The sequence below is a fragment of the Streptomyces sp. 8P21H-1 genome (assembly GCF_013302945.1).
Map to the genome: position 1 here is coordinate 1 of NZ_JABTYA010000243.1, position 1,307 is coordinate 1,307.

2 protein-coding genes (1 of these 2 running past the window's edge) are annotated in these 1,307 nt (G+C 73.3%); both read right to left on the reverse strand.

The window, feature by feature from the left end; translation table 11 throughout:
- Positions 1–52: 52 nt before the first annotated feature.
- The gene (locus tag HO151_RS04660; RefSeq protein WP_173894868.1) at positions 53–532 is read right to left on the reverse strand and encodes a cupin domain-containing protein; all 480 of its coding nucleotides are present in this window, start codon (positions 530–532) and stop codon (positions 53–55) included.
- A 21-nt stretch (positions 533–553) separates the two neighbouring features.
- A protein-coding gene (locus tag HO151_RS04665) for a GNAT family N-acetyltransferase (protein ID WP_173894842.1) crosses the window boundary here: on the reverse strand, positions 554–1,307 show its final stretch. 2,231 nt of this gene lie beyond the right edge of the window; only the last 754 of its 2,985 coding nucleotides appear in the window; its start codon lies beyond the right edge, outside the window; the stop codon is at positions 554–556.

Sequence of the window (1,307 nt, forward strand, 5' to 3'; positions counted from 1 at the left end):
AGCCCGCCGAACGGTCCGCCGCCGAGGGTGAGGGCGGGGTCGGTGCGGCCGGTCACGGGCGGCTCAGCGCGGCGATCCGCGCTGCCTCCGCCGGGTAGCGGGCGGCGAGTCCGGTCCCGTCCCCGTGCTCGTACCCCTCGTAGGTGAAGCCCGGCGCCATCGTGCAGCCGAAGAACGACCACGCGCCGTCGGCGGCGACCCGCGCGCCCATCCAGGTGCGCGCGGGCACGGTGAACTGGACGTGCTGGCCGCCGAGGACGTCCGGGCCGAGCAGGACCGTACGGGACGTGCCGTCGGGGGCGAGGAGCAGCAGCTCCAGCGGGTCCCCCAGGTAGAAGTGCCAGGTCTCGTCGGACGGAAGGCGGTGCAGGGCGGAGAAGTCACCCGGCCGCGAGGTCAGGAGGGCCACGATCGCGGAACCCTCGGGCCGTCCGTCGGGCCGTTCGGGACCCGCCCAGGTACGGCTGAAGAGGCCGCCCTCCCTGGGAATGGGTTCCAGCCGGTAGTGGGCGGCCAGGGCTTCGGGAGTGATGTCATCGGGCACCCGCCGACGTTACAGCTCCCCGGCGGCGCTCCGCGGGTGGACGCGGTCCCTGTGGAGGAAAGCCAGTTGGGCCTCCTTCTCCGGCAGGTACACCCCCGGCAGGTCGACCTCCGGCAGCACGACGGAGGGGCCGAGCACGAAACCCTGCCGGAGCAGGCGGGCGACGGCCCGCTCGTTGCGGACGTCGGGCTCGACCACGACCCGCCGCCGGTCGAGGACGCGCAGGACGTACGTGGTGAAGGCCTTCAGCAGAGCGGTGCTGTAGCCGGCCCGGCCGACGCCCTCGGGGGGCGGGCCGATGAGCAGGTGGACGCCGATGTCGCCGGGTTCCACCGTGTAGCACTCGCTCACCCGGTCGGCCTCCGGTTCGTACGTCTGGAAGAGCGCGGCCGGTTCGCCGTCCACGACGGCGAGGTAGGCGTGGTGCGTGTCGAGCGAGCCGAGGTGCCGGTACGTCTCCAGCACCTGCTCCCTGGTGAAGCCGCCCATGCCCCAGAACCGGGCCCGTTCGGCCGTCACCCAGTGGTGGAGCACGTCCAGGTCGGCCTCCGGGTCCACGGGGACGACGCGGACGGTGCCCAGGCCCTCGACGGCCTCCTCGTGGACGGCGACGCGATCACGGCCGGTCGTGTACGGCGTCGTCGCCGCGCCCGCCGTCGCCGCGTCCGTCGTCGCCGCGTCCGTCGTCGCCGCGTCCGTCGTTGCCGTACTGGTCGTTCTGGTCGCTGTACTCGCTGTACTCGCTGTACTCGCTGTACTCGCT